At 42.5% G+C, this 24,096-nt stretch carries 22 protein-coding genes; 6 read left to right on the top strand and 16 right to left on the bottom strand.

Features of this window, described 5'->3' with window-relative positions; translation table 11 throughout:
• Window positions 1-119: 119 nt before the first annotated feature.
• The 11 genes from TAO_RS08775 to TAO_RS08725 all read right to left on the bottom strand — a co-directional run bounded on the left by TAO_RS08775 (window position 120) and on the right by TAO_RS08725 (window position 10,942).
• Window positions 120-3,218, bottom strand: a complete 3,099-nt coding sequence (locus TAO_RS08775; RefSeq protein WP_096527548.1) for an HsdR family type I site-specific deoxyribonuclease — start codon at window positions 3,216-3,218, stop codon at window positions 120-122.
• A 57-nt stretch (window positions 3,219-3,275) separates the two neighbouring features.
• Window positions 3,276-4,511 carry an ATP-binding protein gene (locus TAO_RS08770; RefSeq protein ID WP_231910642.1) on the bottom strand — a complete coding sequence of 412 codons (1,236 nt, stop codon included), beginning with the start codon at window positions 4,509-4,511 and terminating at the stop codon, window positions 3,276-3,278.
• Window positions 4,512-4,674: 163 nt separating this feature from the next.
• Window positions 4,675-5,091 (bottom strand): type II toxin-antitoxin system VapC family toxin, encoded by a 417-nt coding sequence (locus TAO_RS08765; RefSeq protein WP_096527546.1) that lies wholly within the window; start codon window positions 5,089-5,091, stop codon window positions 4,675-4,677.
• Entirely contained in the window at window positions 5,075-5,341 is a 267-nt protein-coding gene (locus TAO_RS08760) for a hypothetical protein (RefSeq protein WP_096527545.1), read from the bottom strand. The genes TAO_RS08765 and TAO_RS08760 overlap by 17 nt, the downstream gene beginning before the upstream one ends.
• Before the next feature lie 98 nt (window positions 5,342-5,439).
• Complete coding sequence (locus TAO_RS08755) at window positions 5,440-5,763, bottom strand: type II toxin-antitoxin system YafQ family toxin (RefSeq protein WP_096527544.1); 324 nt, start codon at window positions 5,761-5,763, stop codon at window positions 5,440-5,442.
• Window positions 5,760-6,047 carry a type II toxin-antitoxin system RelB/DinJ family antitoxin gene (locus TAO_RS08750; RefSeq protein WP_096527543.1) on the bottom strand — a complete coding sequence of 96 codons (288 nt, stop codon included), beginning with the start codon at window positions 6,045-6,047 and terminating at the stop codon, window positions 5,760-5,762. Before TAO_RS08750 ends, TAO_RS08755 begins: the two co-directional genes overlap by 4 nt.
• 55 nt (window positions 6,048-6,102) lie before the next feature.
• Window positions 6,103-7,329 carry a restriction endonuclease subunit S gene (locus TAO_RS08745; RefSeq protein ID WP_096527542.1) on the bottom strand — a complete coding sequence of 409 codons (1,227 nt, stop codon included), beginning with the start codon at window positions 7,327-7,329 and terminating at the stop codon, window positions 6,103-6,105.
• Window positions 7,329-7,883 (bottom strand): protein adenylyltransferase Fic, encoded by a 555-nt coding sequence (fic, locus tag TAO_RS08740; protein WP_096527541.1) that lies wholly within the window; start codon window positions 7,881-7,883, stop codon window positions 7,329-7,331. Before fic ends, TAO_RS08745 begins: the two co-directional genes overlap by 1 nt.
• A gap of 34 nt (window positions 7,884-7,917) precedes the next feature.
• Entirely contained in the window at window positions 7,918-8,199 is a 282-nt protein-coding gene (locus tag TAO_RS08735) for a GIY-YIG nuclease family protein (protein WP_096527540.1), read from the bottom strand.
• Entirely contained in the window at window positions 8,199-9,782 is a 1,584-nt protein-coding gene (locus TAO_RS08730; RefSeq protein ID WP_096527539.1) for a type I restriction-modification system subunit M, read from the bottom strand. Before TAO_RS08730 ends, TAO_RS08735 begins: the two co-directional genes overlap by 1 nt.
• 290 nt (window positions 9,783-10,072) lie before the next feature.
• A complete protein-coding gene (locus TAO_RS08725) occupies window positions 10,073-10,942 on the bottom strand; it encodes a follicular epithelium yolk protein subunit (protein WP_096527538.1) in 870 nt (289 codons plus the stop codon).
• 236 nt (window positions 10,943-11,178) lie between these two features.
• Between TAO_RS08725 and TAO_RS08720 the strand changes: the two genes are divergently transcribed.
• From TAO_RS08720 to TAO_RS08695, 6 genes are all read left to right on the top strand, one after another.
• On the top strand, window positions 11,179-11,955 hold the full coding sequence (locus TAO_RS08720) for an arylamine N-acetyltransferase family protein (protein WP_096527537.1): 777 nt from the start codon (window positions 11,179-11,181) through the stop codon (window positions 11,953-11,955).
• Complete coding sequence (locus tag TAO_RS08715) at window positions 11,952-13,865, top strand: site-specific DNA-methyltransferase (RefSeq protein ID WP_197702537.1); 1,914 nt, start codon at window positions 11,952-11,954, stop codon at window positions 13,863-13,865. Before TAO_RS08720 ends, TAO_RS08715 begins: the two co-directional genes overlap by 4 nt.
• 10 nt (window positions 13,866-13,875) lie before the next feature.
• Window positions 13,876-16,668, top strand: a complete 2,793-nt coding sequence (locus tag TAO_RS08710; RefSeq protein ID WP_096527536.1) for a restriction endonuclease — start codon at window positions 13,876-13,878, stop codon at window positions 16,666-16,668.
• Window positions 16,650-18,005, top strand: a complete 1,356-nt coding sequence (locus TAO_RS08705; protein ID WP_408607626.1) for an RNA-guided endonuclease InsQ/TnpB family protein — start codon at window positions 16,650-16,652, stop codon at window positions 18,003-18,005. Before TAO_RS08710 ends, TAO_RS08705 begins: the two co-directional genes overlap by 19 nt.
• Before the next feature lie 87 nt (window positions 18,006-18,092).
• The gene (gene tadA, locus TAO_RS08700) at window positions 18,093-18,542 is read left to right on the top strand and encodes a tRNA adenosine(34) deaminase TadA (RefSeq protein ID WP_096527535.1); all 450 of its coding nucleotides are present in this window, start codon (window positions 18,093-18,095) and stop codon (window positions 18,540-18,542) included.
• Between the two features lie 249 nt (window positions 18,543-18,791).
• A complete protein-coding gene (locus TAO_RS08695; protein ID WP_096527534.1) occupies window positions 18,792-20,159 on the top strand; it encodes a porin in 1,368 nt (455 codons plus the stop codon).
• Window positions 20,160-20,278: 119 nt separating this feature from the next.
• Here TAO_RS08695 and infA read toward each other — a convergent pair whose 3' ends face one another.
• The 5 genes from infA to dnaX form a co-directional block, all read right to left on the bottom strand.
• Window positions 20,279-20,503 (bottom strand): translation initiation factor IF-1, encoded by a 225-nt coding sequence (gene infA, locus TAO_RS08690; RefSeq protein WP_096527533.1) that lies wholly within the window; start codon window positions 20,501-20,503, stop codon window positions 20,279-20,281.
• 134 nt (window positions 20,504-20,637) lie between these two features.
• Window positions 20,638-21,351, bottom strand: coding sequence for a leucyl/phenylalanyl-tRNA--protein transferase (gene aat, locus TAO_RS08685; RefSeq protein ID WP_096527532.1), 714 nt, complete (start codon window positions 21,349-21,351; stop codon window positions 20,638-20,640).
• Window positions 21,352-21,454: 103 nt separating this feature from the next.
• The gene (gene recR / locus TAO_RS08680) at window positions 21,455-22,054 is read right to left on the bottom strand and encodes a recombination mediator RecR (RefSeq protein WP_096527531.1); all 600 of its coding nucleotides are present in this window, start codon (window positions 22,052-22,054) and stop codon (window positions 21,455-21,457) included.
• 36 nt (window positions 22,055-22,090) lie between these two features.
• A complete protein-coding gene (locus tag TAO_RS08675; protein ID WP_096527530.1) occupies window positions 22,091-22,411 on the bottom strand; it encodes a YbaB/EbfC family nucleoid-associated protein in 321 nt (106 codons plus the stop codon).
• A 23-nt stretch (window positions 22,412-22,434) separates the two neighbouring features.
• A complete protein-coding gene (gene dnaX / locus TAO_RS08670) occupies window positions 22,435-24,015 on the bottom strand; it encodes a DNA polymerase III subunit gamma/tau (RefSeq protein WP_096527529.1) in 1,581 nt (526 codons plus the stop codon).
• Window positions 24,016-24,096: the final 81 nt, after the last annotated feature.

Here is a 24,096-nt window from a genome sequence, read left to right as displayed (position 1 = left end):
TTTTTCGTATAAAATACAATAAAATGGAGATCTCGCGTTAGGTAATAGCTGGTACTGACTAGCGTGAAATAACACCTAAATCTTCGTTCCCATTGCCTAGTAACATTATAATTTTTGGTTCAAATTTTCCCGCCCACGCCTTTAAACTTCTCAACAAACGCGGTAATTTTTTGGAAAACACTTTGTTTTTTGGTGAGATATTGCGGGTTGAGTGGACTCATTATGGGTAATATTCTATTTAACTCGGTGCCGTTTTCACTGGCATATTCACGCTTTAATGAGGCGGTGATATAGCGTTTAGCCGCTTCTTCATGTAGGTTTTCGGAGCTAATGAGCTTTTGTGCTTCATGTTGCTGTTGTACTTGGGAAAATAAGAAAAAAGCCTCAATAATGCTGGCTTTGTCGGGAATTCCATCTAAATCCGCTTGGTTAATAAAATCCACCAATAAACTTTCTTTAGCGCGGTTGCCAAGACTGGCCCGAATTAAGCGGCGTACTTCTTCAATTAAATCGGATTTATTTTTGGTTTTCTTATTGTGCTCAAAAACCAGCTCTAAAATATAATCTAAATTGATTTCTTGCGATTTCAGCAAATCTACCTCAAACACCACATCAGCCCAATCCAGCGTTGAAGCGCTTTGTTCATCGCTGGATTTTTGGCGACGTAGCCAGTCGCGGATATCGTTATAGGTTGAGCGGTAATCTTGAATAACACGAGGTGCGGGTATTTTAATGCCTTGCATGGCAACTAAATCATCATCGCTTAGATAATGCTTTGCTTTAAACGCTTCTACCGCTTCTGGATTGGCTATATCTAAATTTTGCAAGGCTTGTAGGCTTGCAAACTCATCATAGTTTTGTAGCACATTATCAACCCGTAAATATTCGCTAAACAGTTTAACAAAGTCTTTTTTATCTTTTTCGGTAGCTATGTCATCAGGATTTGGAAAGTGATCTTGTAGCTTTTTTACGATTTGAAGATAGCCGCGACGTGCCTCACCTGTTGCCCTATCAGTGTAGCCTTCCATGTACTCCTTATAGCTTTTTTCCAACACCACGTTTTTAGTGTTTTTATCGCCAAACAGCGTGATGGCACCAATGGTGGCCTGTTCCAAATCGCGGAAGGTGATGATATTACCAAAGGTTTTGGTGGCATCATAAATACGATTAGTGCGTGAATAGGCTTGAATTAACCCGTGGTAACGTAAGTTTTTATCTACAAATAAAGTATTAAGCGTAGGGGCATCAAAGCCCGTTAAAAACATACCCACCACAATCAGCAAATCTACTTCTTGATTTCTAACGCGCTGCGCTAAATCGCGGTAATAGTTTTGAAAGGCCTGACTATCCATGCTAAAGTTGGTTTTAAATTGCGCGTTATAATCCGCAATAGCGCCTGCTAAAAATTCCTTCGCACTGCTGTTCATGGCCGTAGGTTCAAAGGTTTCCTCGACAATATCGCCCATGGCATCTTGTTCTTCGTTGGCCACAAATGAAAAAATTGTGGCGATGGTTAAAGGCTTTTTGCGGTCTTTTTGCAGCTGTTTAAAGCTTTCATAATACAGTTTAGCTGCATCCACACTGCTCACGGCAAACAGGGCGTTAAAACCCTTGCCACTCGCGTTTAAACGGTGTGTTTTTTGCTGGAAATTGTTCAATAGATATTGTGTAATCTCGTGGATACGATCAGGATGTAACAACGCTTGTTTGTTTTCGGCGACGCTGAGTTTTTTCTCGTCTTGTTCACTTTCAATGGCTTTAAATCTTGGGCGTACATCGTTGTAATCTACTTTAAATTTCAGTACTTTTTCGTCCCGAATGGCATCGGTAATGACATAGGAATGCAGCTCACGGCCAAACACGCTGGCGGTGGTTTCTGCGCCCAGCGCGTTTTGTACGAAAATTGGCGTGCCAGTAAAACCAAACTGATAATATTTTTTAAACTTTTTCTGTAAGTTTTTTTGCGCCTCACCAAATTGGCTTCTATGGCACTCATCAAAAATAAAAACCACTTGTTTATTGTAAATAGGCAAGCTGGTTTCGCTTTTTATCAGGTTATTCAGCTTTTGAATGGTGGTAACAATAATTTTATTGTCATCTTTTTCAATATTACGCTTTAAGCCCGCGGTGTTTTCGGAGCCATTCACGCTATCCAGTGAAAAACGCTGGTATTCCTTCATGGTTTGATAGTCAAGGTCTTTTCTATCTACCACAAAAAAGACTTTATCAATAAAATCCAACTCGGTAGCCAAGCGTGCCACCTTAAAACTGGTGAGGGTTTTGCCTGATCCAGTCGTGTGCCAAATATAGCCTCCGCTCTCCGTTGTGCTCCAGTTTTTTGCCTGATAGGCAGAGTTAATTTTCCATAAAATCCGTTCGGTGGCTGCAATTTGATACGGGCGCATAATCAGCAAGGTATCGCTCACATCAAATACTGAATACTGAGTGAGTACATGCAGTAACGTATTTTTCTGAAAGAAAGTAGCGGTAAAATCCTTTAAATCTTTGATTAAGGAGTTATCGGCCTTGGCCCAATTCATAGTGAAATCAAAGCTGTTTTTATCGCGTTTGGTGGTGTTGGCGAAATAACGCGTGTCCGTACCGTTAGAAATGACAAAAATTTGTAGATATTTGAACAGCGAGCTTTCCGCGTTAAAGCTTTCTTTACTGTAACGGTGTACTTGGTTAAAGGCTTCACGAATCGCCATCCCGCGCTTTTTCAGCTCCACCTGCACCAAAGGCAAGCCATTCACCAAAATGGTCACATCATAACGGTTAGCCGCCGTGCCTGTTTGCTCAAACTGGCGCATCACTTGCAGCTTGTTGTGAGTGAGATGCTTTTTATCCAGCAAGTAAATATTTTGAATATGCCCATCATCAAACACAAAGTCATAGATATAGTCATGATGAATTTTGCGGGTTTTATCGATGATGCTATCGCTGGGTTTATCGAGATATTCAATAACAAAGCGCCGCCATTCGGTTTCACTGAACTGCACCTGATTAAGCGCTTGCAATTGCACCCGCACATTAGCCAGCAGCTGGTTGGGTGTAATCAAATCAGGCAAATACTCATAGCCTTGGTTTTGTAAATCCTGAATAAACTCGTTCTCTAGGTGATATTCCGTTTGATAGCTCTCACTGATGCCATCAAGCTGGGTGTATTTTTCCAGTACGATAAAATGACTGGTTTCGGCGATGGTTTTATAATTGCTCATTTATATAGTTGCCTTTATTGGGTAGCCGCTAGTGTTTTTCTTTCTGCATCTTTTGACTTATCCGAGAAAAAACCCTATAGGTACGGCTATCAATTGTTTATCAAAAGCGACAACTTGTTCGCCCGTATATAAAAGCACGCCATATTTAAAAAGCTCGGGAGCCGTATCGCGTAAATGTCTTAAACCATTAAAATCTTTGCTCACCACGGTAGCGGCGGCTTTAACTTCAATGCCCAATAGCTCTTTGCGGCGGTTTTCTAATACAAAATCCACCTCAACGCCCGTGGTGGTACGGTAGTGCATGAGTTTTGTATAGCTTTGTGCCCAAGTTTGATGTTTAGCTAATTCTGCATGTACAAACGCCTCAACCAAATCACCCGGCAAACCATGTGCTACGTTTAACTGCGCTGCGCTCAGCCCTTGTAAGTGCGCCATGAGGCCATAATCAGATAAAAAGAGTTTGGGTGATTTTTGTAAACGCTTACCCAAGTTTGAAGCCCACGCAGGCACTTGGCGAACTAAAAACAAAGTTTCTAAAAGCGCCATATAGCGTTTAAGGGTGGTTTGTGCAATACCAGCGCTACGAGAAAGTTCGGCAAAATTCAGTAGCCCACCGCTGCGTATGGCCAATAGTTCAAGCAGTTTGGGCAATTCGGTCAAACCTTCAATTTGAGCCAAGTCTTTTACATCGCGCTGTAAAATAGTGGCGAGATAATTATCAAACCATGCTTCACGGCGGCGTTCTGTTCTGCGCTTGCTGGCCTCTGGATAACCCCCGGTTGTAAGCCGCGTAATAAAGTCGGCGCGCTCAAAGGCATAACTGTGGGCAAAATCACCCTCAAATAAGGTGTCGATTAGGCTGTTCGATTGATTGTTTAGCTCACTTTGAGACAGTGGCCATAGTTGGATAATTTCCATGCGTCCAGCTAAGGAGTCGGCCATTTGTGGCAGCATCAACACGTTAGCCGAGCCTGTTAATAAAAAGCGGCCTGGCGTGCGGTTTTTATCCACTTCCGTTTTAATCGCTAAAAATAATTCTGGTGCACGCTGCACTTCATCAAGGCAAATGGGTTCGTTGAATGCAGCAATAAAGCCAAAAGGATCGGATTTAGCGGCGGCCAGCACGGTAGGATCATCCAATGTTAAGTAACGCATGTCTTGCCCTAAAGCTTGGGCCAACGTGCTTTTGCCTGTTTGCCGCGCGCCATTAAGCAGCACGACCGGGGAATCTTTGAGTGCTTCTAGGATATTATGTTGAATCGTACGGTAATACATAGATGTAAAAACAGCCATTTAATGGATGATATTACATCATAAATATGGATGATTTTACATTTATAGCCTTCGCTGATGTCATCAAGCTGGGTATATTTTTCTAAGATAATAAAGTTGTTGGATTCGGCGATGGGGTTATATTCCATCATAGATTTACCTTTATCCGCTCTGTACAGCTGCCCTATGGATGCAAAATTGCCAAGGTATCTAATGCTTTTAGTTTCAATAATTTCTTATCGTTGGTAATGAACTGAACGCAAGACGCTCGCAATACACTGTGCAACACGATTAAGTCTTCAAAATCATCAAAAATGCCTGTAAAAAAACTTTTCTGTGCCAATAGAAAATCATGATGAACAAGATAGATAGGGCTGATTTCTGTACATACTTGGTTTATTGCTTTAATAACTTCATCAGGTTTTATTTTTCTCTTTTGCGTTAAGACATAATAAAAAGTGGTAATAAAGTCACCAGAAAAATAAAAATCCCATGCGGGGTTATTTTTGTTTTTCATATACCAAGCGACAGAAGCAGGTGCGTTTTGACGACTATTATCCAATAAATCTAAGCAAATATTGGCATCAAGAAAGACTTTCATGGTAATCCTTTTTCATTTGCTGAAAGCTTGTATCGCCTACTTGATTATCGAGCAAACCAATAAAACTACCTGTGCGTTTAGTCGCTGTTTTTTCAACCTGTTCTAAAATTGACGCATCCTTAGCCAAGGCTTTGAAATACAAATTAATGGCTTCAGTCAGGCTTTTATGGTTTTGCTTTAGCACTTGCTCTGCGTTTTTAACCGCCTCGGCATCCAATGCAAAGTTTTTCCGTATGGTTAAACCAGACATACATCACCTTTATTTATGTATTTATTTAATACATATCACTATAACACATGGATCGATGGGTTGCTATAAGTATTCACCGTTTTGCTCCAAATACCTATCTAATCTAATTGGCCGCTTGATAACAGTTCATGGTTATAAATGCCTATTAAGCGAATGACGTTTTTATTGGTTAAATCAGCATACACGACTAACACATCATCTAAAGCATGAAACTCCATAAAACCCGCCCAAGGTTCATGTTCTAGTCGATGTAGCGAATAATGGCATTCGGGCGGCAAAGTGCCTTTTTCTCTTAAAATTTCAATAGCGTCTAGAATTTCGTTAACTGCTTCTTTAGCTTGCTCTTTTGAAATTAATAAACGCTCTGGCAATGTGCGCATATGTCGTATAAATCGGCTTGTTTCTTTTACTGTAAAACTCATTGATAAAGGCTTCGATATTCCTCCATTTCTTTTTGAGTAAGCTCGGTAGCATCATCAGGAATTAAACCTAAAATTTTGGCATTTTCCTCAGCAATAAGCTGACGATAAACCGCATTAAGCTTGGGTTTGACCTTAACATCAAAGGGAATGGCTTGGTCATCAACCGCACGTTTTACAAACATGGTTAGAAGCGTTGTGGTGTTAGCGCCTAAATCTTTGGCGAGTTGTTGAAATCGCTCTTTTAGTTCGTTATCAATTTTGAAGTTAATTGTTCCAGTTGTCATAAGTACACCTCATACTTTTATGTATATATTTCAAATCATAATACACACTAAGTAGTTAATTAATCTTAAATTTAGACAATGTATCTACTTCTGTCTTAGAAAAACTTAGTAGAAGATCGCGGTAGTATTCGTACTGTTGTTGGCGCAGCTTGATTTCACGCGGTAAACCTTCGCTGATGGAACTGGTGAGAGTGTCGAATTTATCCAAAATGGCGACAATGCGGGCTTGTTCGGTAAGGGGTGGGATGGGGACTTTTATTTTTGCTAAGTCTGTTGCCGAAACATCTATTACTTTAGTTCCTTTTGCATATTTTCTTTTTTCGGTAAAGAAAAAATTCGTTTGTGTATAATAAGCAAAAAACTTGTTCAAAATGGCATTACTAGGCTTAAAAATAGTTGCATGCCCGCCTGTTACAGCTTGCTGCTCTCCCAGATAAACAAGCGCCTTACTTACATCTTCTAGGTTTTCACTTGTATTAGTAATAATTACATCACCTGTATCTACTTTTCTTAGTTTTTCAGCAGTTTCAAGTGAAGTAAATGAAAGAGTTTCTACGGTCGATAGCCCGTAATAAGTGTAAATTTGCCCATAATGGATCGCTGGGATTCCTGATTCTGTGAAATCAGCTTTTGGTAAACCATTTCCACGAACCAACTCGCCAACCTCCCTCAAAGTCTTCCACTCAAAGCCGACTTTCTGCAATTCAGCTTCGCTTAACAATAAATCGCGATAGTAGTTGTACTGCTGTTGCCTTATGTTAAGCTCGGCGGTCAGCTCGGCGGTCATGGCGGTAAATGCGTCTAATATACGGACGATTTCAGCTTGGATGTCGAGGGGTGGGATGGGAACGGTAAATTTATCTGTATCTGGTGTGGCTATTTGCGGCATTTGCATTCTAGTGCCAAGATTCTGAAAGTACGTCTCCTGAGTTTTTAGATAGTAATAAATATATTTGATATTGACACTTTCATTATCTGAATAATAAGACCACATTTCATTTTTATGTGAAAAGGGCTGATCACAGTATTCAAATTCAATTACACCGCGTGATTTAACAATAATAGATGGATTCAGATTAATGTCTTTTGCTGGAATATCTTGAAAATCAACCAATGCATAAGTTCTACCGCCAGCAAATATTTTTAACGGTGCGTTATCCTTATGTAGCTCTTTCATCTGTCCAGCGGTAATTTTGGTTCCTCTTGTACGAATCAGCGCATCACCCAAAGGCTTCCATTCCACTGGATTCTGTTTAATCAATTCCAGAATGTTTCCACCCATTAGTGGTTATCCTCGGGTTGTTCGTAGTAGTAGGATTGATCAATTCCTTTCATATAGAGTTCGCGGTCGTGGATTTTGTCGGTTAGGGCGTTTTTTAGTAAAAAGCTGATTTCCAAATCATTAATGGGACTGCGTTCCATGGCTTGTAAATAGCGTTTTTTATCCACCTGTTGCCAATCCACCACTTGGCCAAGATTTTTCTTAAACATTAAATCCAGCCAAATACGGGTAGCGCGGCCATTGCCTTCCAAAAAAGGATGGGCGATATTCATTTCTACATATTTATCGATAATGTCTGCAAAGGTGGTTTCCGGCATTTGCTCAATCGCCTGTAAGGCCGGTTTTAAATAGAGTGCATTGGCAAAACGAAAGTGGCCTTTTGAGATATTTAACGCACGGATTTGCCCAGCAAAATCGTATAAGCCAGCAAACAGATAGCGATGTATCTGTTGTAAACCTTGGGTTGTGCCCACTTCAACCGTATTTATAAAACCAGAGTCATATAAGTCATAGGCTTTTTGCTTACTTAACTTATCAATCTCGTGGCTATTCATGCTTGATGGGTGATGTTTAGTTTATTTTCTAATATCATGCTGTTCTGTCTGACCTTCCTGACGGCAGGCAGGGCAGCAGATCAATTTGAGTTTTCAGCCATTCACGACCAGCGCCAGATTTGAAGTATTTTTCTCTTGCAACGGCTTCTTGTTCGGTTTTGAAGGTTTCATAGTAAGTTATTTTTATAGGCTTGTGTTTTGCAGTGTACTTTGCACCATTACCATTCAAGTGCTGTTGATAATGACGCTCAAGGTTATTAGTAAAACCCTTGTAATACGCTCCATTATCACAAAGCAAAACATACGTATAAAACATCAGTTTTCTTCCTGCCTGCTCTGCCTGACGGCAGACAGGGCAGGCAGGTCGATTTCTGCCACGATGGCATCAATTTCGGTACGGAGTTGGTCGATTTTAGCGACAGTGGTTTTGAGTTCGGCGTTGAGCTGATGAATAGGAATGATTTTGCGGGTATCTTTGGCTTCCACGTAAGAGCTGACGGCTAGGTTGTAGTCGTTGGCCGCAATCGCGCTGCTTTCTACGGTTTTGGCAAAGTGTTCAATAGCTTCTTTGCTGTCAAATACCTGCATAATTTGGGTAATATGCTCATCTTTCAGGATGTTGTTATTGGTTTCTTTTTTGAACAGTTCGCTGGCATCAATGAACTGGGTGGTGTTGTCGGCTTTATGTTTAGAAAGTACTAAAATGTTCACCGCGATACTGGTGCCAAAAAATAGGTTAGGCGCAAGCGAAATCACGGTTTCAACATAGTTGTTATCCACTAGATATTGGCGGATTTTTTGCTCGGCACCGCCGCGATAAAAAATACCAGGAAAGCAGACAATGGCCGCCCGCCCTTTGCTGGATAAATAACTCAACGCATGGAGCACAAAGGCAAAGTCGGCTTTGGATTTAGGTGCTAACACACCGGCGGGGGCAAAACGTTCATCATTAATCAGGGTGGGATCGTCGCTGCCGATCCATTTCACTGAATAGGGCGGGTTAGAAACAATGGCATCGAAAGGTTTTTCGTCGCTAAACTGTGGGTTGAGCAGGGTATTGCCGAGGGCGATATTGAATTTATCGTAATTAATGTTGTGCAAAAACATATTCATCCGCGCCAAGTTGTAAGTAGTATGGTTAATCTCTTGGCCAAAGAAACCCTCTTCAATGATATGGGCCTCAAAGTGTTTTTTCGCTTGCAGCAACAAAGAACCTGAACCCGCCGCGGGATCGTAAATTTTATTGACACTGGTTTGTTTGTGCATGGCCAGTTGTGCAATGAGTTTTGAAACATGCTGCGGAGTGAAAAATTCACCACCGGATTTACCTGCATTGGCGGCATAGTTAGAAATTAAAAATTCGTAGGCATCGCCGAATAAATCAATTTGGCTGTTTTGGAAGCTGCCAAAATCCAACTCGGCCACGCCTTTGATGACTGCCGCTAAACGACTATTTTTATCCACCACTGTATTACCCAAGCGGTTGCTGGTGGTATCAAAATCGGTAAACAAGCCTTTAATATCTGGCTCAGATGGGTAGCCATTGGCCGAGCTTTCTATGGCGGTAAAAATGTTTGCTAAATCGGTGTTTAAACGGTCATTTTTGTTAGCGTTAGTCGCAATATTGGCAAACAACTGGCTGGGGAAAATAAAATAGCCCTTGGTTTTAATGATATCGTCTTTAATTTCTGGGGTAATCACCTCATCGGGAAGTGTTGCGTAATCGATACTGTCATCCTCATTTTCAATGTAATTGGCAAAATCTTCACTGATGAAACGATAAAACAAGGTGCCTAATACGTACTGCTTAAAATCCCAGCCATCCACCGAACCGCGAACATCATCGGCAATTTGCCAAATTCGGCGCTGGAGTTCGGCGCGTTGTTGGGCACTTGTCATAGTGAAATTCCTGTTTAAATTTGTTTTAAATAGTCATCAGCTCATTATCAGCTTGGCGTTATTTGGCATTATAACGAGCAAAGTCGCGCTTCTGAAGAAAGCGGAGTGAAGATCCCCATTGTGCCGCCGCGCCATTACGTGCATGGGTAATCTGTGCTGGGTAAGGTCTAATCACTCCCTTCTGGTGAAGGGATCTCTATCTGTTAATGATTAGAAACTGGTGATCTAGTTGAGAACGAAAGAAGGTGGCTATGTGTGCCATAGCCACCTGTTAGGTCTTATCTTAGTGTTTATGCTGCTTTACCCGGTTGATCGGCCATAGAGTACGCGGCTTTAAAGGTTCCCGTTTTTTTATCTTTCAGTTCGATCTTAGAGTTAGAATAATAACCAATCTCTATGTCTTCGGTTGATTTCACTGAGTTGATGATGCCTCCTTTGGACATAACAGCGGCAATGTCTAAGCTCCAGAAATGATGATCCTTGTAGGTAGGGTTATAGTTTACCGCCGTACTTCCGATGAGATAGGCATTGTAATGGATACGAACTTTCATTACGCCACGGCTTGCTGAAAGCTCAGCAATAACAGACTCACCAGGGTTAAGTTCTACGGTTACGCCAGAGGATGAACCCACTGTGATTGATTTTGACTCTTGCCCGCCAACGCCCCATGATTGACTGTATGACATTGAAGTTTCACCCTCAACACCAGTACCTAGAAATCCTACTTTATAGGAAATTTTTTGGCCGATGGTGAGTGTACCCCCCGTGCTCCAGTTAGATGATGTTGTATTGTCTACTGACTCAGTGATATTAACGTTGAAGGTTCCCGTCTTATTACTGTTATTTGAAAATTCTTGGGTTTTAACAATAACCGGCTCTGAGGTAATACCAAGGATTTCTGCGCTCTGGACAACCAGCACCATTTCTACTTGTGGCCAATTATATCTTTTGTATAGGTCGTCCCAGGGTGTTGGGCTATGAAGATAAGCATCGTTTGGACTCTTACCAAAATAGGCTTTTACCGCATCCTTAAGCTGTTTATCACCTAAATGAAAAGTTGTTCGTTCCTCATCAGTAATAACATGCTGTACAGTTCCGCTAGCATTTACACTGGATGAAGATTTATCTTGTCCAGCAACGATGCTGATGTTAATGCCCATAATCGTCTCCTTTAGTTAGTTTTAATACTATGTATGATGAATGCAGATAGATAGGTAGCCGTGGTTGCTTGCATTCTCAGTAGCATAAATAACTGTATAAATTTGATTTTTTAACTTAAGGTTTAAGATTTACTAGTGAAATAGCTTTCTTTCAAGCACTATAAGTCAAAAATGTGATACAAATCATAGATTTGAAAATGATAAGATTCTTAATCTGGAGTTAAGGGTTTTCAGCAATGCAAATCAATCTATCACAGTACTTAACTCGTATTGGTTATCAAGGTTCGCTAGCGCCTACAGTAGCCGTTTTGCACGGGTTAACCCGCGCCCATAGCCAATCTATTCCCTTTGAAAATCTGGATGTATTTTTACGCCGACCGGTGGAGTTAGAGCTGGATGCGTTGTTTAACAAGCTGGTGCTTTCCCAGCGTGGGGGTTATTGCTTTGAGCAAAATGGGTTGTTTTTGCAGGTGCTATTGCAGTTAGGGTTTAAGGCCAAGCCACTGGCGGCGCGGGTGCGTTTGCGTACCGTAGATCGCTCAGAAATGCCGCCCCGTACCCATTTATTTATTATAGTTACGTTAGCAGCGCAGCAATGGCTGACTGATGTCGGGGTAGGCAGTCTTTCTCTCACTCAAGCTTTGCTGTGGCAAAATGGCCTTGAACAACAAACGCCTCACGATCGTCGTCGCTTGATTCAGGAAGAAGGGCGTTGGTTTCATCAGGTGTGGCAAGATAATCACTGGCAGGATATCTACGAGTTTTGGGGCGAGGTGATGCCCATTAGTGATCAAAAAGTAGCCAATTGGTATACCAGTACCCATCCAGAGTCTAGTTTTCGTGATCAAATCATTGTATCCCGTGCTTTACCGGAGGGCGGACGTTTGTCGGTATTGGGCGATGAACTGAGGCACCGTCATCCCAATGGGGGTTTAACTACCCACCGAATCCAGCCCAATGAGTTAAAAAATGTGCTGCTAGAGCACTTTAATCTACGTTGGCCGGAAGAATGATGAATAACCAAACTCCTCCTAATATTAGCCATAGCCCGGATGCTTTGGCGCAACGCAAACAAGAACTGCTTGATCTATTCAAGCAAGCGGCGCCGGAGTTGATCCGCGATAATCATCTTGATCTCAACGCCTTAAAAGCGTTACTAGGTGAAGATCGGTTAACCCAAAAAGAACACTACGAACTTTCATGGGCGGGTAAAAGTGCCGCTCGGCGTGAAATTCAAAAAACCACCAGCCATACTTTACGCCCTGCGGCCAATAACCCTGAGCATGCTCAGCATATGTTGATTGAAGGGGAAAACTTGGAAGTGCTGCGGGTATTGCAAAAAAGCTACTACGGCAAGGTGAAGATGATTTATATCGACCCGCCCTATAACACCGGCAACGATAGTTTTGTCTATCCGGATGACTATTCTGAAACACTGGAAGCCTACCGCCAACGCACCGGCGAAATAGATGAACAAGGCTTGTTAAACAAACAAAGCCTATGGAAGAAAAACAGCAAAGAAAATGGCCATTATCACAGCGTTTGGCTGTCCATGATGTACCCCCGTTTGTATTTAGCCCGTAATTTATTGCGGGATGATGGGGTGATATTTATTTCTATTGATGATAACGAAGCGGCGAATTTGAAATTGCTGTGTGATGAGGTGTTTGGGGAAGAGAATTTTGTAAGCACAATTATTTGGAGGAAGAAGTACGGACTTCAAAATGATGCAAAATATTTTTCTATTAGTCATGAAAATTTGATTGTTTTTGCTAAAGATAAATTGAAATTTAGATTGAACTTGGTAGAACGGACAGAAGAACAGGATAATAGATATAAAAATATAGATGATGACTCAAGAGGAGCATGGAAATCGGCAGATCTAAGTGTTGGTAGAGTTACAGAAAAAGATAGGTATAAAATTATTACCCCTTCAGGAAGAGAGATTCTCCCTCCAGAGGGGAGAAGTTGGGTGGTTAGTGAAGATAAGTTTAAAGAAATGGTTGAAGATAATAGGATTTGGTTTGGTAAAACAGGAAATAATGTACCATCGGTAAAAAAATTCTTAAGTGAAGTTAAACAAGGACTTACACCATCAACATTTTGGGATTACGATGAAGTAGGACATACTGATGGCTCAAATAAAGCATTAAAGAGAATTTTTAATAACCAAGCTTTTTTCGATTATCCGAAACCAGTTGAATATTTAAAAAAAATCTTAACAATAGGATGTAACTCCGACGGCATCATCCTCGATTTTTTCGCCGGCTCTGGCACTACCGCCCACGCCGTGATGGCACTGAACCTAGAAGATGGCGGTAATCGCCAATGTATTTTGGTACAGCTCCCAGAAAAGCTAGCAGAAAATAGCGAAGCGTATAAAGCCGGTTATCGCACCATTGCCGATATTACCCGCGCCCGCATCGATAAGGTGATGGCCAAGCTCAAAGCCGAGTATCCTGATAAAACCCAAGATCTGGCCTGTGCTTATTTTACGCTGGCACCGAGCAATTTTAAGGTGTGGCGCAGTGATTTAAACAGCGTAGAAGAAATTGAACAGCAGCTAGAAGCCTTTCAAAAAACAGAAAAAGCGCCTGCGGCTGACGGGCAGGATAACTTACAAACCAATATGCTGACGGAGTTATTGCTCAAAAACGGTTTAGGGGTGCTGGGAGTGCATGCCATTGGGAAAGCTACATCAATGGCCGGTGTGACCGTGCATCGGGTGTTGATGCCGGATGATAAACGGCTGTGGTTATGCTTTGAGCCTTATAGCGAAGGGCTAAAAGAGGAAATCGTTAAAGCTAAACCGGCGCAGGTGATTTTACTGAATTCTTGTTTTACCGGCGATAACAAAGATGAAGCCCTGAGTAATTTACAACTAGAATTAGCGGGCTTGGATATTGGGTTGTGGGTGATTTAATGGGGCAGGGATGAAATTACAATTTACCCACCAAGCGTATCAAACCCAAGCGGTAAATGCGGTGGTACAATTGTTTGACGGCCAGCCTTTGGCTAAATCTGAATTTGCTTTAGTTAGCCAAAATTCCAGTGTGCGCTATGGCGCTGATGGCAGCATTGGTAATCAGTTACAGATTGATGATGGGCAAATCCTGAGTAATGTACAGCGGGTGCAACAAGCCAATGGCTTAATTCCTTCTACCGTTTTGGAGGTATCAAAATCCGATAATGGTAAAGAGACGTTTTGTCTGTTGAACTTTACCATTGAAATGGAAACGGGCACGGGTAAAACCTATACGTTTATTAAAACCATTTACGCGCTGAATAAACAATATGGCTTTAAAAAGTTTGTAATCGTGGTGCCCAGTGTGGCCATTCGTGAGGGCACGTTGCAAAATCTGCGGGATACCCATGAGCACTTTGCGGCGGATTATGCTCGAGTGCCTTGCGAAGCCATACTCTATAACAGCGATAAACTCAACGAACTCAAACACTTTGCCCAAAGCGATGCTCTGAGTATTTTGGTGATCACTATCGATAGTTTCACCAAAGACAGCAACAAAATTAATCAACTAGGCGAACGAGCTTGTGCGCCCATTGAACACATTCGAGCAGTACAGCCGATTGTGATCGTGGATGAACCGCAAAACTTTGAAACTGATATTCGCCGTAAAGCCTTGTTTGACTTAAATCCCCTTTGTACTTTGCGTTACTCGGCTACCCATCGAAATCTTTATAATCTGCTGTATAAACTCGATCCGGTGCAAGCTTACGATTTGGGCTTGGTGAAGCAAATTGAAGTGGATGGGATTTTGGCGGATCACAGCCAAAATATGGCTTTTGTAGAACTGGTAGATATTGAAGCCAAAGCCAAGAGGATGACGGCGAAGATCAGCCTAGATGTCAACGATAAAACAGAGGTGAAACGTAAAACCTTGCCCTTAAAGCTGGGGGATGATTTGTATGTGAAGTCCAACCAGCGCGCCTATTACCAAGCTGGGTTTATTCTCAATGAAATCCGTAGCGATGAGGTAGTATTTTCTGGCGGTTTGGTGCTCAAGCTGCATCATGCCCACGGCGGATTGATGGATGAAGTGATGAGTTTTCAGATTGAACGTACCGTAGCAACCCACTTTGCCAAGCTCGAAAGACTAAAACCCCAAGGCATTAAAGTACTCAGTTTATTTTTTATTGATAAGGTGGCTAGTTATCGTAGCGTTGATGACAGCAGCGAGGCGGTGGCGGGTAAATTTGCTATTTGGTTTACAGCCGCTTTTGAAAAATACGCCAAACGTTATCCCGATTTAATTCCTTATGATGTAAAAACCGTCCATGGCGGTTATTTTTCCGGCGATAAAAAAGGTAAAGGGGGCGGCGCTAACACCGTTTGGGTAGACAGTACGGAGCGGGGAAGCTCAAAAGATGACGATACCTATGAGCTGATCATGCAAGAGAGAAAGCGCTTATTAAGCTTGGATGAGCCGTTACAATTTATCTTTAGCCATACGGCGCTACGGGAAGGCTGGGATAATCCCAATGTGTTTCAAATTTGTACCCTGAATGAAAGTAAAAGCCTGCTGAAAAAACGCCAAGAGCTGGGGCGGGGTTTGCGGTTGCCCGTCAACCAGCAAGGTGAGCGGGTACACGATAAACAAGTGAATATATTAACCGTAATCCCCAATGAAAGCTATGCAAGTTTTGCGACAGCCTTGCAACAAGAGTTGGAAGAAGATGCCGGAGTGAAGTTTGCAGGGCGGGTTAAGGACGCGCGGGCAAAAGTTCGTATTAGCCGCAAGCCGTTAAGTGCTGAGGAACACGCTTTATTTACCGCGATTTGGAACAAAATCAATTACCAAACCCGTTATAGCGTGAAGCTGGATACCACTGAATTGATGCAAAGCTGTATAGCCGCTTTACAGGATTTTAATCAATACCCCAAAGTGCAAGCGCCTAAAGTGCGCTCAAAAAAAGCAAAATTGGTACTGGATAACAAAGGGGTGCAGAGTGTGGTCAATGCAGTCAGTGAGCAAGCGGTAAGCTATCAAAGCGCTGTTGTGCCTGATGTATATGCCTATTTGCAAAATCGGGTGCCGGTATCCCGGGAAAGCTTGTTTGCCATTTTAAAAGGCGCTGGTCGTTTGGGTGAGTTATTAATCAATGGGCAAGGATTTTTGGATACCGTGGTGAGGGCGATTACTACCTGTTTGCAAGGGTTGTTGGTGCAAGGTATTAAATATCATGAGATTAACGGTAAACGTTATGAAATGACGCTATTTGATGAACCAATAGAAACCTATTTAAGCAGTGTTTACCCGTCAAATAATAACGCTACCACTCTACCGCTTAGTAAAACGTTGTTACAGGCTGAACCTATTTTAGACAACGGTGATTTGGGGGAAGCTTTTGCCTGTGTGGTGAAAGACAGTGACGTGGAAAGTGGTTTTGCTCAGGATTGTGTTTTGGATGAGCGGGTGAAGTTTTTCTTCAAATTGCCTGCAGCCTTTAAAATCCCGACTCCTTTGGGTAATTATAATCCTGATTGGGCGCTAGTATTTGAAAATGATACTCGGGTGTATTTTATCGTAGAAACTAAATCTGAACTGGAGGAGGCGAAGCGTCGCCGGGATGAAAACTTAAAAATTAAATGTGGCGAAGCTCATTTTACTTTAAATCAGGAAGTGGTTTACCAAGTCACCAAAGATGTTCAAGGCTTACAGGCTGAACTACTCTTTGAAGGAATACAGGGATGCATTCCGACCCTCTAGCGAGGTTGAGAAGCGTAGCGGCGCACCGAGCGCGAGGGCAATATAAAGTGACGTTTGCAGCGGCTGGAATTCGCAGTATAATCGAGGTCGCGGCTAGTAGGTACTTGCAATACCCGCTAGCCACTTGCCACAGACCCAATAGGAAAAATATTGAGGCCATGACCGACTTAGATTCTATCAAAATCCAACGTAGCTACAAGTTTCGCTGCTATCCCGGTAGCGTCCAGCGCCAGCAATTAGCCGTTGAATTTGGCCATGCCCGTTGGGTGTGGAACCAGTGTCTAGCTTGGCGTAGCAATCTTTATCAAGATGTGGGCGAGAAAGTCACAGCGATAGACTTTAGCCGTGAACTTACCTTTTTAAAACAGCTTGGAACCTACGACTGGCTGAAAGAGGCCAGTGCTTGTGTCTTACAGCAAAAGCTACGGGATCAGGACACGGCATTTAGAAACTTCTTTGCCGGTCGGGCCAAATATCCAAAGTTTAAAAAGAAGCTACACGGGCAAAGCATCCGCTATCAACTTGATCAACGGATAGTGGCGAATCTGTACCGAGCCGGTGAATTTCTCAAGCTTCCCAAGTTAGGGGAGCTTAAGCTCAAGTGGTCCCGTAAGCCCTTGGGTATTCCAAAGATGGTCACGATTACCAAAGACTGTACAGGCCATTATTTTGCCTCCTTTACGTGCGAAGAAAGTATCCAGCCCTTACCGCAAAAGCCAAGCGGTATCGGGGTCGATCTCGGACTTAAAGACGTTGTCGTGACCTCAAGCGGTTGGAAGTCGGGTAATCCTCGATATCTACTCACTTACAGACGCCAACTCACGAAAACCCAACGCCGTTTATCTAGGCGAGTGAAAGGCAGCCAGCGCTGGCACTGTCAGCGAATGCGGGTCGCTAATGCCCATGCCAGAGTGAGGAATACCCGCCAAGACTGGCTACACAAGCTTTCAACAACCCTTATCGGTCAAGCCGGTTTTATTGCCATGGAAGATCTCAACGTCAAAGGCATGATGGCCAATCGGCGATTGGCTAAATCCATTAGCGATGTAGGCATGGACGAGCTTAAACGGCAATTGGAATATAAAGCCAAATGGACGGGCTGTGAGTGGGTGCAAGTGGATCGATGGGCACCGACCAGCAAGACCTGTAGCACATGCGGTACGGTACAAGAGACCATACCGCTATCGGTACGTGAATGGACCTGCCAAGACTGCCAGACAGTCCACGACCGCGATATCAACGCGGCCAAGAATATCTTAGCGTTAGCTACCCTCGGGAGGAGGGAAAGTGATGTGCGTGGAGGGGTACACAAACTGGAGGCAGATTATGCCTGCTGAAGGACTCCTGCGAAACGCGAATTGTAGCAAATCAAGTGAGGCTGTATGGAACAGCCGAGTGACATTTAGCCGCAAACTCCAAAAATAATGGAAAAAGATCAGGAATGGATGAACTATGCTTTAACGCTTGCCCGGCAGGCTGAACAGGCAGGAGAGGTGCCAGTGGGGGCGGTGTTGGTGCAAAATAATGAGATTATTGGCGAGGGCTGGAATTGTCCTATAGGAACCCATGATCCCACTGCCCATGCGGAAATTCAGGCTATTCGGGCGGCTGGCCAATATAGGGGTAATTATCGGTTAGTGGGCACAACCCTTTATGTAACTTTAGAGCCTTGTGTCATGTGCGCTGGGGCCATTATCCAAGCGCGGATTAAGCGAGTGGTGTTTGGTGCTTTTGATCCTAAAGCCGGGGCAGCGGGCAGTGTGTTGCCGGTGCTTCCTGGGGAGGGATTAAATCATCGAGCTGAAATTCAAGGGGGGGTTTTAGCTGAGTCTTGTGGGCTGATGATGTCTACTTTTTTTCGGACTCGCCGATAGGGAAAATCGAGGAATCCTAAAGTAATAAAGTAGGTTTGTATTGTTTTTTGATGAAAATAAGGTAAAAAACGCTTAATATTCAAGCATTATTCCTAGTATATTTGAGAAATTTTAATAAAACCTCAAAAATACATATAGCTAGCCAACGAAGAAAAGATTAGTTTTGCAATCATGTTTAAGGGGGCTAGAATTAACAATAATATTTTAGGTTGTAGGGTTTTAGTTTCTTGTGAATGAAGAGGATAAGGGATGGAGCATTTCAAGAAAACTAGGTTAGCCGTAGTAGCTGCCGTCATGGGGTTATCACTGCCGGCAAAAGCTATCGTTGTTGTCGGCGGTGACAATGGCTGGGAAGTGAGCTTTGATGGTAATATCAACCAGTTTTATGTGTGGAGTGATCCATCTGGTCGGCCTGATAATCCCACTGCCTCTAATCCGTTAGGTAAAGTCATTGGTGGGAACATGACGATGGATCCTTTTAGTCAGAGTTCTAGTCGTTTCCGTACTGGTCTTATGCCGGCGCTGTTTGGCTTTAATGTAAAGGCGCCCACTTGGCATGGGCTAGATATTGGCGGAAGAATTAGCTTTGCGGGCCAAACTAATAATGATAATAGTACGAATAATACTTTGGGCTCATTCGGCGGAGTCGGGGGAGCGGGTACAGCCACGGGTATCCAAAATTCTAGTAATACCACTAATCTTGGGGGAAATTTTGAATTTCGAGAAGGATATTTCACTATTGATGGAACTTTTGGCCAAATCTTAGCAGGACGAACTTTGGATCTTTTCATGGGTAAGAATATTCTTACAGATCAAACCCTCTTTGGCGTAGGCGGTACGGGTAATGTGCACGGAGGTGGATTTACCCTTGGGCGAATTGGTTTTGGCTATCTCTATCCTGGGTTTAATGCCCAAGTTCGCTGGACTAGTCCAGATATGAATGGTCTTAAAATTTCCTTAGCGGCGGTTGATCCTTCTCAGCTTTGTGGCGCAGAAGCCGTAGGAGGGCAGTATGTAGCGGCTAGCGGTGCAAATTGTATTAGAACTACCAATACCCCCAGAGGTGAAGGTCTGGCCAGCTATGTGGGTACATTTACGGATGGTAGTTTTCAGGTCTGGGGCTCAGGAATGTGGCAAAGCTTAGAGCGTGAGCCAATAGATATTAACCCGACAAATAAGAAGAACGATGTTTGGGGCTGGTCAACGGGTGCTCAGGTGAAGTATCGTGGCTGGGATTTTAACGGCTCTTACTATGCAGGCGCAGGTTTAGGTACCTCATTTCTTATGGCTGCCGATTCTATGGATGCAGATGGAAATTTTCGCCGAGATAAGGGTTGGATAGCTCAGGGAGGATATACTTTCTTGAAGCATACTAAAATAGCCTTTAGTTATGGGGTATCACGAGAGAATGAGACGGCCACTGATGCGGCTTTACGGCTATCAGGAGCTGGGGCTACCATTAAGGATCAACAAGCTTATGTCGCTGGGATTTATCATGATGTGAATGCTAACCTAAAACTAGTGGCTGAGTATTCTCGCATAATTAATGAATGGTATGGGCATGGTAATCGGCAAGAAGCTAATGTGGTGGGTGTAGGTGGATTTTTTTTCTGGTAAGTTAAATTAATAAATTAAAACGCTGATCTTTTAGTTATTAGCTAGGGGGGGTAAATAATAGTTGCTGTTAAAGCTTAGGGGTTTATGGGTAATTTTGAAGAGAGGCACGGGTAAAATTCTTAGCGAGCACGATAGATAATACGACCTTTGCTGAGATCGTAAGGGGTAAGCTCAATAGTAACCTTATCTCCTGTGAGGATGCGAATATAGTGCTTACGCATTTTACCAGAGATGTGAGCAGTAACCACGTGCCCATTTTCTAACTCTACTCTGAACATAGTGTTTGGCAGGGTATCAATAACCGTTCCTTCCATTTCAATGAAACCTTCTTTTTCTTTTGCCATGTAATTCTTAATAATCTCCTATAATGAATACTTAGAATATTAAATTCTATCATGGTTTTTGAAAAACTTTCTATATTACCCTTGATAAGATTGCTTAATAGCTCTAATAAGAAAGAAGAATAGGGCGATTTAAGCTAAATACTTAGATCATGATCTAGGTGCCATAATCCATTATTTGAGGTGTGATTACATAGTTTTTGTAGCCAATAGAGGAATTTGCTTCGGGAAATAGTTTCAGCCCCTAGTCGCTGCAAGTGAGCCGATTCGACTTGGCAGTCGATAAGCGGAAATCCCCATCGTTGAAGTTGGCGACAAAGATGGACAAAAGCTACTTTAGAAGCATCAGGATATCGGCTGAACATAGATTCACCAAAAAAGATATAGCCTATACTTAACCCATAAAGCCCCCCTGCTAATTTTCCATCTTTCCATGCTTCCGCTGAATGGGCTATTCCCATTTGGTGAAGGTAAAGATAAGCATTTTTTATTTCTGGTGTAATCCAAGTTCCTTCTCTAACTGAGCGGGAGCTAGCGCAAGCTTGAATTACACTTAAAAAGTCTTGATCCAGTGTCACCTGATAAGTTTCTCGGCGTAGTTGTTTTTGTAGACTTCGAGAAATATGCAGTTTTTCAGGAAATAAGACCATACGCGGATCAGGAGACCACCAAAGTATAGGTTGCCCTTCACTGTACCAAGGAAATATGCCTTGCTGATAGGCAGCAATGATTCTCTCTACTGATAAATCGCCTCCTACAGCTAATAATCCGTTTGGATCGGTAAGTGCTAGCTCTGGGTTAGGGAAAGCATTAGCCGGCCCATGAGGATCAAGATAATAAAGCCTACTCATAGAAAGGCTTAGAGATATTGGGTTAAGGTAAGGTTAGGGTAAGAGAATTTATTTCTCTAAATATAATTTAATCAAGATCTTAATAAATTTAGTTTTAGTTTAATTATAAGTGCTGTCGGCCTTTAAAGGCGTGGGATAGCGTATTGCTATCCACAAACTCAAGCTCTCCGCCTAAAGGAACTCCATGGGCAATACGGGTTACTGTAATCTTTCGGCCTCGCGCCAGCTCGCCGATGTAATAAGCTGTCGCCTCACCCTCAACTGTTAGGTTAGTTGCGAGGATAACTTCATGAATTTCATTTTTATCCAAGCGCTCTGCTAGTAAATCCATACCTAAAGCAGTAGGGCCGATACCATCAAGGGAGGATAGATGCCCCATCAAAACAAAGTATAATCCTTGATAGGCCGTAGTTTGCTCGATAGCTTGAACATCGCTAGGCATTTCTACGACACATAGCTGGCTATGATTTCGTTTAGGATTAACGCAGAAGGCGCATAGATCTGTTTCACTTAAAATGCGGCAGGCTTGACAATGGGTGATTTTATCTAAAGCTTCTATTAGCGCATCAGCTAAGCGTCGCCCTCCTGTTTGATCAGACTCTAGTAAATGAAAAGCCATACGTTGAGCGGATTTAGGGCCAACGCCAGGAAGGCAGCGTAATGCTACAACTAAACGCTCCAGAGAAGGACCAAATAAGTTCATATTTAGGAGCCGAGAGACAATTAAAGAAGAAAGGGATTAAAATGGTAATTTAAAACCAGGAGGCAAGATACCTGAAGTCATATTGGCCATTTTCTCCTTTGATTTAGTTTCAACTTGACGAACTGCGTCGTTGATTGCTGCGGCTATTAAATCTTCTACCATCTCTTTCCCTTCTTGCCATAGCTCATCACTGATAGTGATACGTCGACAATCATACCGCCCGGTCATTATAATGGTTACCATTCCTCCTCCAGCTTGGCCAGTGACTTCCATGTTAGCCAGATCTTCTTGTGCTTTTTCCATAGTTGATTGAAGTTGTTGGGCTTGTTTCATTAAGTTACCAAGTCCGCCTTTCATTTTTTATTCTCCTTGGAAGTATTTTATTTAATCTCTAGCGGGCGAATACTATTGGGTAGTAGTCGAGCATTAAGCGTTTCGCAAAGCGCCTTAACGTTAGTATCATTTTGAATGGATTCTGCCGCCGCTTGCTGCTGTGCTGTATGTTCTTTATTACGTCTAATTGCTGCTGTATCGACAGTCGTTGCTGACTCTGCAATTTGAATAACTAATCGCATAGATCTCCCATAGTGCTCAGATAAAGCTTGCTGTAGGCGATCTTCTGCACGCTTATTATGAAGATTAGCCATGTTAGGGGCTAATTGTAAGTACAAAGTATCATTTTCGCATCGATCTAAGGTGCAATTTTCTGCTAATTGTCGGGCTACGGCAGTTAATTTTAGCCGGATAGCTAATTTTGGCCAATCATCATGGTTTGGGAGAGATGAGTCGATGGATTTTTGCTCTAAGGGTGGAATTAAGGCAGTTATTTCTGCTTTAGTAGATTTAGTCTGAGCAAATATTTGTGGCGTAAAATCCTCATTTATGGGATGGAAACACAGCATACGTAGCAGTAACATTTCAAAAGCTGTACGAGGATCAGGTACATGAGCAAGATCACGGCTACCTATGAGAGCAATCTGGTAAAATAATTGGATATCCTCGGGGCTCATTTGATTTGCAAGAGTCTGAAATTCTTCAAGATCGCCTATTTCATCAACGGTGCTGGGGGCAATTTTATAGAGAGCAAGTTGCTGTAGCAAGTGCAGTAAATCTCCTATAATAAAGGCTATATCTACTGAATAGCTACAGATTTCCCGGGCTTTCTCAATAAGTACCTGACCATCTCGAAGCAACAAGGCATTGAGTAGCGCAAATAAATTTTGTTGATCAGTGCTACCTAGCATCATACGCACATGAGCCGTAGTGACTTGGCCACCTCCGTAGCCGATAGCTTGATCTAGAAGACTGAGGGCATCACGCATACTACCTTTAGCTACACAAGCAATTAAGCTTAAGGCTTCCATCTCAGAGGGGATTTGTTCCTCAGTTAGAATTTTGTCTAGATGAGTGGAGATTGCTTTAGGGGTAATGTGCCTTAGGTTAAATTGAAGGCAGCGGGAGAGTACTGTTGCAGGTATCTTTTTGGGATTTGTTGTAGCTAGTAAGAATTTAACGTGGGGGGGAGGTTCTTCCAAGGTTTTGAGTAAGGCATTAAAACTTGAAGTAGAAAACATGTGGATTTCATCAATAAGATAGATTTTATAGCGACCGGTAGTTGGTGCGTAATGTACATTTTCCAATAACTCGCGAGTATCATCCACGCCAGTACGAGATGCTGCATCTACTTCAATAAGATCTACAAAATTACCAGTGCTAATGGCTTGGCAATTTTGACAGTTTTCACAAGGTGAGGATCTCACCCCTTCTTTGCAATTAAGGGATTTTGCTAGGATGCGAGCTAAGGTTGTTTTACCTACACCTCGAGTCCCAATGAATAAAAAAGCATGATGTAGTCGATTATTATCAAGGCTATTGATTAAGGCTTGAAGGACATGTTCTTGTCCTACCATTTGCGTGAAATTACGAGGCCGCCATTTTCGTGCAAGAACTTGATAACTCATAAAATTTAATGGTTTATTTAATAATAGCGGTATTTTTTATTTACCATATTTATTTTATCAATTAATTACTCGTTTTGAGAA

The sequence above is a fragment of the Candidatus Nitrosoglobus terrae genome, from assembly GCF_002356115.1.
GTDB classification, from domain to species: Bacteria; Pseudomonadota; Gammaproteobacteria; order Nitrosococcales; family Nitrosococcaceae; genus Nitrosoglobus; species Nitrosoglobus terrae.
This window is presented reverse-complemented; position numbering and strand designations above follow the sequence as displayed.